General features: G+C 41.8%; 9 protein-coding genes and 1 pseudogene. 7 read left to right on the forward strand and 3 right to left on the reverse strand.

All coding sequences use genetic code 11. From position 1 onward, the window contains the following. Positions 1–345: 345 nt before the first annotated feature. From VM640_RS14405 to rd, 4 genes are read left to right on the forward strand one after another with little or no spacing between them, the layout of a single operon-like run. Complete coding sequence (locus VM640_RS14405; RefSeq protein ID WP_325393409.1) at positions 346–1,041, forward strand: HAD family hydrolase; 696 nt, start codon at positions 346–348, stop codon at positions 1,039–1,041. 17 nt (positions 1,042–1,058) lie between these two features. Beyond that, positions 1,059–1,502 (forward strand): hypothetical protein, encoded by a 444-nt coding sequence (locus tag VM640_RS14410; protein ID WP_325393411.1) that lies wholly within the window; start codon positions 1,059–1,061, stop codon positions 1,500–1,502. Positions 1,503–1,562: 60 nt separating this feature from the next. Then, on the forward strand, positions 1,563–1,949 hold the full coding sequence (locus tag VM640_RS14415) for a RidA family protein (protein WP_325393413.1): 387 nt from the start codon (positions 1,563–1,565) through the stop codon (positions 1,947–1,949). Positions 1,950–1,978: 29 nt separating this feature from the next. Then, positions 1,979–2,143: a rubredoxin gene (gene rd, locus VM640_RS14420; protein ID WP_325393415.1), complete on the forward strand. Its 165-nt coding sequence runs from the start codon at positions 1,979–1,981 to the stop codon at positions 2,141–2,143. A 101-nt stretch (positions 2,144–2,244) separates the two neighbouring features. Here the strand turns inward: rd and VM640_RS14425 are convergent, their stop codons facing one another. After that, positions 2,245–4,497, reverse strand: a complete 2,253-nt coding sequence (locus VM640_RS14425; protein ID WP_325393417.1) for a DEAD/DEAH box helicase — start codon at positions 4,495–4,497, stop codon at positions 2,245–2,247. Positions 4,498–4,674: 177 nt separating this feature from the next. Here VM640_RS14425 and VM640_RS14430 point away from each other — a divergent pair, with 177 nt between their 5' ends. Next, positions 4,675–5,562: a hypothetical protein gene (locus tag VM640_RS14430; protein ID WP_325393419.1), complete on the forward strand. Its 888-nt coding sequence runs from the start codon at positions 4,675–4,677 to the stop codon at positions 5,560–5,562. A 34-nt stretch (positions 5,563–5,596) separates the two neighbouring features. On the opposite strand, the gene VM640_RS14435 is transcribed toward VM640_RS14430, so the two are convergent. Beyond that, positions 5,597–6,271, reverse strand: a complete 675-nt coding sequence (locus VM640_RS14435) for a Crp/Fnr family transcriptional regulator (RefSeq protein WP_325393421.1) — start codon at positions 6,269–6,271, stop codon at positions 5,597–5,599. Between the two features lie 348 nt (positions 6,272–6,619). After that, positions 6,620–6,889 (reverse strand): late competence development ComFB family protein, encoded by a 270-nt coding sequence (locus VM640_RS14440; protein ID WP_325393423.1) that lies wholly within the window; start codon positions 6,887–6,889, stop codon positions 6,620–6,622. Positions 6,890–7,068: 179 nt separating this feature from the next. On the opposite strand from VM640_RS14440, the gene VM640_RS14445 reads away from it, so the two are divergent. Next, positions 7,069–7,518 carry a thioredoxin family protein gene (locus VM640_RS14445; protein WP_325393424.1) on the forward strand — a complete coding sequence of 150 codons (450 nt, stop codon included), beginning with the start codon at positions 7,069–7,071 and terminating at the stop codon, positions 7,516–7,518. A 12-nt stretch (positions 7,519–7,530) separates the two neighbouring features. Then, positions 7,531–7,734 (forward strand): annotated as a pseudogene (locus tag VM640_RS14450) (thioredoxin family protein); the annotation flags it as partial. Positions 7,735–7,911: the final 177 nt, after the last annotated feature.

Here is a 7,911-nt window from a genome sequence, read left to right on the forward strand (position 1 = left end):
GCCAGTAAATATTATCCCGCCATTTTTGTGAAAGGAAGGCTTTATATAAGGGTTTGTGACTACTAGTCGGGATGCCGCATTTTGCGGGATAAGTGGTGTGGGAGGTCGGCCACTCAAATAATGGGTGGCCTCCTACCCGATCTAACAGAAAGTATAAGTTTTGGGCAGATAGCATAAGTGCAACTAAGGCTTCCGCCTACGCCAGAGGCTTGGCGCAAGCCAAGTTTTCTTTATCTGTTTTCATGAATTTAAACGGGGTAAACTAGGGGAAATTATCATCCTCGGCAGGAATTCTGAGAAATAGGGAGAATTACTTAAGCATAATTATAAGAATTAGGTGGAACGATGATTAAAGCAATCCTTTTCGACTTGGATGGAACGTTGACGATAATGGATCAAGAGGACTTTATGCGCAATTACATTGGTCTTCTTGCTCCTCGTTTTAGCCATCTCATTTCGCCGGAGAAGTTTGGAAAAAACGTTTTGCGTTCAACTGAGACGATGATCAAAGAACCTAAAGAAGGAAAAACGAATCTCCAAAACTTTCTTGATGATTTTACCCGAATTACGGGACTCACCTATAATAATCTGTGGCCCATTTTTGAAGAGTTTTACAAAACCGATTTCCCTGCGCTAAATTGCTTGGTCAAGGTGAATCCGGATGGCAAACGCGCAGTTGAAAGCGCGATCCAACAAGGGTATACGGTAGCGATTGCTTCCAATCCGGTCATGCCGACTCTCGCTATTGAAGAACGTATCCGCTGGGCGGGGCTATCTCCCGAACAATTTGCGCTCATTCCATCGATGGAAAGTTTTCATTTTTGTAAACCTCAGTTGAGTTTTTATGAAGAATTAGCCCAACGTATGGGGTTATCCCCAAGGGAATGTATGATGGTCGGAAATCATCCGGTTGAAGATTTAATAGCGCGCGAAATAGGGATGAAAACCTTCTTCGTTGGAACACCGACCGACGACGTTCAAACCGATTATTACGGCGATTTACAAGATCTGAATAAGCTCATCTTGCGCGGTAATATCTAAGTTTAAGGAGGCTTTCTATGGGTGTACTAATCCAGCCTCTCTATAAGCAAAAGTTAAAGCAGCAAGTAGTGCCAGCAGTGTCCCCCGGGATGGAACGTTTATTTACCGAATTTCTCGTCCGTTATAAGGAATGGCATTCTTCTCGAAAATGCGAGCTAAGGTGGTTAACTGCAACTATGCTCTTGGGAGTGGCGAGCTTAACGTATTGGATGTACCCGATTTATGCATGGAATGTAAATCTCATCTTATTTTTGTCATTCATTGGAGTTTTGCGACACTACCTTATCGTTAGACAGCTTGCTAATCATCTCTATATCAATGTCCATATTCTCCATCATCATCTTTTAGGAAAGTTAGATGTCGGTTTTTGTGATCATCAAGGCCCCTGCCAATGCTCGGAGCAATTTAAAAGATATGTTTGGGACCACTATAGAATATCCCTCTATGGGGATCGACTGTAGGTTATGACGTGTTAGCCAAAGAAACGGATAAAAATTACGCGATAAAGAGGTCGATTAAAAATGAAACAATCCGTCATCTCGACAACGATGGCGCCAGCGGCCATTGGACCTTATTCTCAAGGGATTGAGATTGGAAACCTAGTATTTATTTCTGGCCAGATTCCCCTAACGGCTGAGGGCAATTTAGTGGGGCCAAGTATTGAAGAACAAGTACGACAGGTCTTACAAAATGCGGAACAAATTCTTCGGGCAGCGGGTACTTCACTTAGCAACGTCGTGAAGACCACTGTTTTTCTTGCGGATATGAATGATTTTTCAGTCATGAACAGTATTTATGCGGAGTTCTTCAATGCGGAACCACCGGCTCGTTCTGCGGTTCAAGTCGCGCGGCTACCAAAAGACGTGAAAATCGAAATTGAAATGATTGCCTATAAGAAGGCAGAATAAAAGAGGGTATATTAAAAGGGGGAATTTTAATGAAAAAATATGTTTGCTCAGTTTGCGGATATGTTTATGATCCTGAAATCGGTGATCCTGACTCGGGAATCGTTCCTGGCACGGCTTTTGAAGATATTCCTGACGATTGGGTTTGTCCGGAATGTGGAGTAGCTAAAGATTCCTTCGAAGTAGCTGAAGATTAATTATAACTTAAAATTAAAATGAGAAGGCTTGTATTTTTAATGCATGCCTTCTCATTTTAATTTAATTATTTATTCTCGAGTTAAAAACGTATTTACTCGATTTAAAGTGCAAGGATAGCTGCCTCATCACGGTCTAATTTATCCATACATGTTTTTAATCTTTGATTGAGTCCTGGTTCTATGACCGCATCACGCATTTGACGTAAAAGATCAATTGTCCGGCGAAAAACAGAGATGATGTCGCCTTCATCAAGATTGCATAGTTTTTGAATTTCGATAAAAGAAAGTCCTTTACTCCAAGAATAAGTAATGATGGACACGCGAGGGTCATAGCGCACAGTGTCAGGACCGCAGACTGATTGAATATAGTGTTCTAATTCCTGAATGGGGACCCAATCAAGGACAGGAAGTTTTTGAAAAAAGTCATTTTTTCTGGATTCAAAGTCGATGGCTGAAAGCAAAGCATTGAGTTGATCATCATCGAGAGAATCAAAGATGTCAGAATAAATGAGTTCCGTGACAAGAAGTTCTTGAACGTAGATATGCCGAGCACATTCACCGCGAGGGAGAAGTTCTTCCCCACGTAAATAACCCATTTGACGAAGATGATTCAGCTTGAACTGAAATTCGGAGAGGAAGGAGTGCTGATCAGGGAGGGCTGCTAATTCTTTTTGAATTTCGGCGGCCCGCTGTTGCAACTTAGCCAAGTTCTTAGTCTCTTGTTCGCAAACAGTGAGCTTCAAAGCTGGACAATTCTGGGGTTTCACTTTTAGGAGCTTTTGCCATGTTCGAATTTTTCGGCCCATTTCTCTTCCATAAGCACGATTTTGACGACGGGGTCCAAGGGCTTGGTAAGAACGATTTAGGCGATCAAGTTCCTTCTTTTTCGGGTAATACTTTAGACAACAGGTAAACGTTCCAGCATGTTCACAAACGATTTGACGAATCTCTGTAAGTTTATCCTCAATTTGGACGAGTTCAGAATTCAAATCTTCGTTGGCTTGAAGTTGGCTAAAGGCTGCAAAACTCTTTTGAAAGTATAACTCAATTTGTTCTGACGTTAACGTCGCTTGGAGATTTATAACGGTATTGTAAGAAAGTTTAAACTGGCTGGTCAAAGGCTCTAAACGTTTGATATTAAAGCGTGGCGTCGGGCTTTTCTCCATGTAGTTTAAATCGATTAGAGCAAAAGAATAACCTCGTTCATCGATTCCACGACGGCCAGCTCGGCCGGACATCTGGAAAAATTCATGATTGGCCAATGCTCGGAAGTTGCGCCCATCGAATTTATTAAGAGAGTCAAAACAAACTGCTTTCACAGGATAATTGATGCCGACGCTAAACGTTTCCGTACAGTAAAGAACCTGAATGAGACGTTTCAGAAATAGGTCCTCGACGATAGTCTTCTGAGCAGGTAAAAGACCGGCATGATGAAAGGCAATGCCTTTGCTGCATAAGCGTTTAAGCTGCCGGGTTGAGGCTGACCACTCTTCTTCAGTCCCAAATTGCTGCAGAAATGCCTCTTCAACTTGGGCACTCTCGCTCGGTTTAAGATAATTCGCAATTCCGGCAAGCTCTCTTGCTTTGTCAGCACACTGTTTGCGGCTAAATACAAAATAAAGGGTTGGCAGATATTTGCGGTGAATCGTTCGGATTAAGTCTAAATGAGTTGTGGGAGAAAAGCGAGGGCCTTCTATAGACGTACGTTCCTTAATCTTTTGGTGGTAATAGCGCCACAGTTGCTCATAGGTAACAAGCCCAGTATCCTTGGTATAATAATAATAATCTAAGGGGACGATGCGACGGTGTTCCTCAATGAGCGAAACCTTTTCCTCACGGATGGATTCGATCCAATGCACTAGTTGTTTCGCATTTGCAATCGTAGCACTGAGCCCAAGAATTTTCATATGGGCTGGCGCTAAGATGATGGATTCCTCCCAGACTGTTCCCCGTTCTTCATCATTAAGCCAATGAATTTCATCAAAGATAATATGAGTTACACGCTGTAGCGCGGGATCTTCGGTAATGACTTGATTACGGAAGATTTCGGTCGTCATGATGAGCAAGGGCGCGTCAGGGTTCATCACCACATCACCCGTCATAATTCCCACCTTTTCAGGCCCAAATAGTTTTTTATAGTCCTTAAATTTTTGATTACTTAAGGCCTTAATCGGTGCAGTATAGATGACCTGTTGTTTCGCCTCGATGGCCTTATCTACCAGATAATCAGCAACCAATGTTTTCCCGGTTCCTGTTGGGGCAGCAACAATAACAGAACGCCCTTCATCAATAGCATCTAAAGCCTCTTCCTGAAAACGATCTAAGGTTAAACCCCGGTAATTCCGTTCTGACATATATTCCACTCATTTCTATAGTTTAGGTCTGAGTCTAGGTAGAAAAATTAAAATCTTTGTTTGATTATGTTTTTTAATTTTAACAAACTAAAATGGAAGACGCAAATGAATGGTCTGAACCTCATCATTTAGCCATATGATGTAATCAAAGAATATGCCCTAAAGGGGGGGATTCAGGTGTGCTCTTTGCGCCTCGAAGTCGAACAAGCTCTTGGGCTTAAGTTTCCAGCGGAAAACGGGGAAGCGATGATTCGGTTTGAGGAATCTATGGAAATTCCTCGAAGTGCTGAACTATTAATGAAAGGGATGTACCATAACCCTGAGGAAGTAAAACATGGGTTTCAAACGCTTCACCAGGAGACCGCCAATCTCTTAGATCTCCTTTTGCCTCGACGTTCACGTTTAAGGGAATGGGTCGAGCAGCTCCCCGAACAACCTCGAGAAGCTGAGAAGTTTCTAAAGGATACCTCTGAACAACTGCAACGACAAGATCAGCGTATGCTGCAAAGCGAAAAGAACCTGTTAATTAAACTGGCAGATAGTGGCTTACAAGATCTGTTCCCCATTCCTGCAGATGCATTTGCCCAGGTGAATTTAAATGAGCCTGCGGTTAAGCTTTACCTCCGCCCCATAGGACGTTTAGCGGAAATTCTCCAGCTCAATCCAGAGCATCTTCGACAAGTCGTTCGTTTGCATTATTTAGTTCTGTTACTTTTGATTACAGGACTAGATCTGGATAGTCTTGACTGCAAACGGAAAAATGAAGAAAAAGTCTTAGTCAAATTGGCCTGCTTTTTTACCCTGAGGCAAATTCAAGGGCAGTCTCCAGAGGCAGTTCATTGTTATAGTGAATGGGTAAAGTCTTGGGGAGGAACAGGCCTTTTGGAAGTTTTCCCTAAGCAGAACAGTATCGAAAAAGTACGCGCCGCCATGATTTTCTGGCGGCGCCGAACTACGTTAACGTGGGATGAAACTTGGGAAAAAGTGAAGTCACTGGATTCGGAAGGATTACCTGACTATTGTTTTGAAGAAGGCTTACGCGAGCATAAGTTCTACAATCAATAAGCAAAAGTGCACGATTAGACAAAGAGTTGTTTAGTTACGGCCAGTCCGCGAGTTCTTGAGGCTTAAGGATTTCAAGGCGCCCTTCCTGGATTTGAATAATGCCGAGCCTCTTCCAATTATTGATGGATCGATTGACTAATTCGCGAGAGGTCCCAATCATACTTGCCAAATCTTTATGCGTGAGTGTTCCGTCAACATAAATATGTTCACTAGGATTTGGAGCAGGCCGAGCTAAACGAAGAAGAAGAGCGGCCAATATCCCCGCTGTTGAGCGACTGGTTAAAATTCGGATAAACTCCTGATTCAGACGGAGCCGTTTACTTAACGTGCGAATGAGGGCAACCCCAAGCTTAGGGTGCTGGACTAAAAATTCAGAGATTCCTTGATTGGAAAGAACAAGGACTTGACTGTCGTGAATCACTTCAGCTGTGGCAGGGTAGGGACCAGATTCAATCAGCAAGATTTCGGCTAAGCTATCATAGGGACCACACCAGTCGAGAATCTGCTCATTCCCATCGGCTAAGGTCTTACTGAGCTTAATCTGTCCAGATAACACAAAAAAAATGTGAGATCCAATTTCGCCTTCTACAAAAAGAATTTGACCTTTCCGATAATGCCTTACTTTGAATTGAGAAAGTAGGGGATTAAGATCATCATCAGCTAGAGAAGAAAAAAGTGAAAATCGCTTTAACGTTTGAGTGTCAAACACTTATAAAACCTCGCTTAAACATGGGATAATGGTTCCATTAAAGTAATGCAAAGTCCTCCTGAAGAATGATGATATCACATTTCTTGGTGAGACTGAAATATCTATTCGATACAAAACGAATTAAGTTAACATATGTTAGATTAGATAAAGATAAGAAAAACCGGAAGTACTTGGATTCGATGGTATCAATACTCCGCAAGATAAGAAAGTAAGGATGATCTTTGTGCAAAACTTGGAAGTTGTCCCCGTCCAAATAACCTCAACGGTTACCACTCCTTTTCGAGTGCTTTGCCTCGTGATAACCGTTTTACTATCCATGTTTATTGCTTTAAATGCGGATTAACGTTCTTAATCATGCGAAGGGGTAGCCTCCACTTGTTTGGCTGCCCTTACGATTGCTGCCATAATTCGAGCTTGGTCAGGTCGATTTTGACTCTCCCACTGGGTCAGTATTTCTCCTTTTAAGGAGACATAATATTTTGCTGGAAGTTGATTTAATGTCAGGGCTAGAATATCAGCAAGGCAACGTTCACAAGTACAGCAAAGAGTAACTTTAGTCATATATTCTTTAAGAGCTTGACGAGTAACTGCTTCCATATGATTTTCTAATTTGTACATCAATTTTCATTCCTCGTTTCTCGTATAATATTCCTAATTATATAATAATTGTTAAGGACTTGATGTACAAGGCCTTGAAAAATTTTGGTATAAAGTTTATCTTAATAGAGAAGATATCCGAGAGGATAATACGCTAAACGGAAAATAAACATTTTTCTAAAACAAAGGAGGACTTAAGTTTGAGTAAATTACTTTCCGAAAAAGATACTGCTGACATCCGTAAACTTTTTACCGAGCAACTTGTCGAGCCAGTTATCTTACGCTTATTTGTTCAAGATAAGACTAAACCTGGAGAATGTATTTATTGTAATGAAACAGAGCAGTTAGCTCAGGAAATTGCTGATTTAAACGATAAGATTCGCTTCGAATTGCATCAATATCCTACTGAAGATCTATATATCAAGCAGTATGAGGTTGAAAGAGTTCCAGCACTTATCCTTGAAACATCATCTGGGCAGGATACCGGTGTGCGTTTTTATGGTATTCCTTCAGGATATGAATTTGGTACGTTAATTGAAGATATTGTGGATATATCAGCAGGCAAGACAAAGCTGCCTCCTGATCTTATTAGTCAGGTCGAACACGTTCAGAAAGATGTAACAATTAAAGTCTTTACAACCCCTACATGACCGCATTGCCCCCGTGCCGTGCGCACGGCTCATCAATTGGCAATGCTCAATCCCCATATTAAAGCCGAATGTATTGAGGCGACGGAGTTCCCGGAACTATCAGAAGAATATACTGTCTACGGGGTTCCTAAGACGATTATTAATGAAGATATTCAATTTGAAGGAGCAGTGCCCGAGGCAGTCTTCGTCCGTAATCTTATGAAATCTGTCCAGTAAGTTTCCTTTTTATTAGAAATACTTCAAACTATAGCAATAAAGAAAACTTGGCTTGCGCCAAGCCTCTGGCGTAGGCGGAAGCCTTAGTTGCACTTATGCTATCTGCCCAAAATTTACACTTTCTGTTAGTATAAAGAAAACTTGGCTTGCGCCAAGCCTCTGGCGTAGGCGGAAGCC

It is taken from the genome of Desulfitobacterium sp. (assembly GCF_035539115.1).
Classification (GTDB): Bacteria; Bacillota; Desulfitobacteriia; order Desulfitobacteriales; family Desulfitobacteriaceae; genus Desulfitobacterium_A.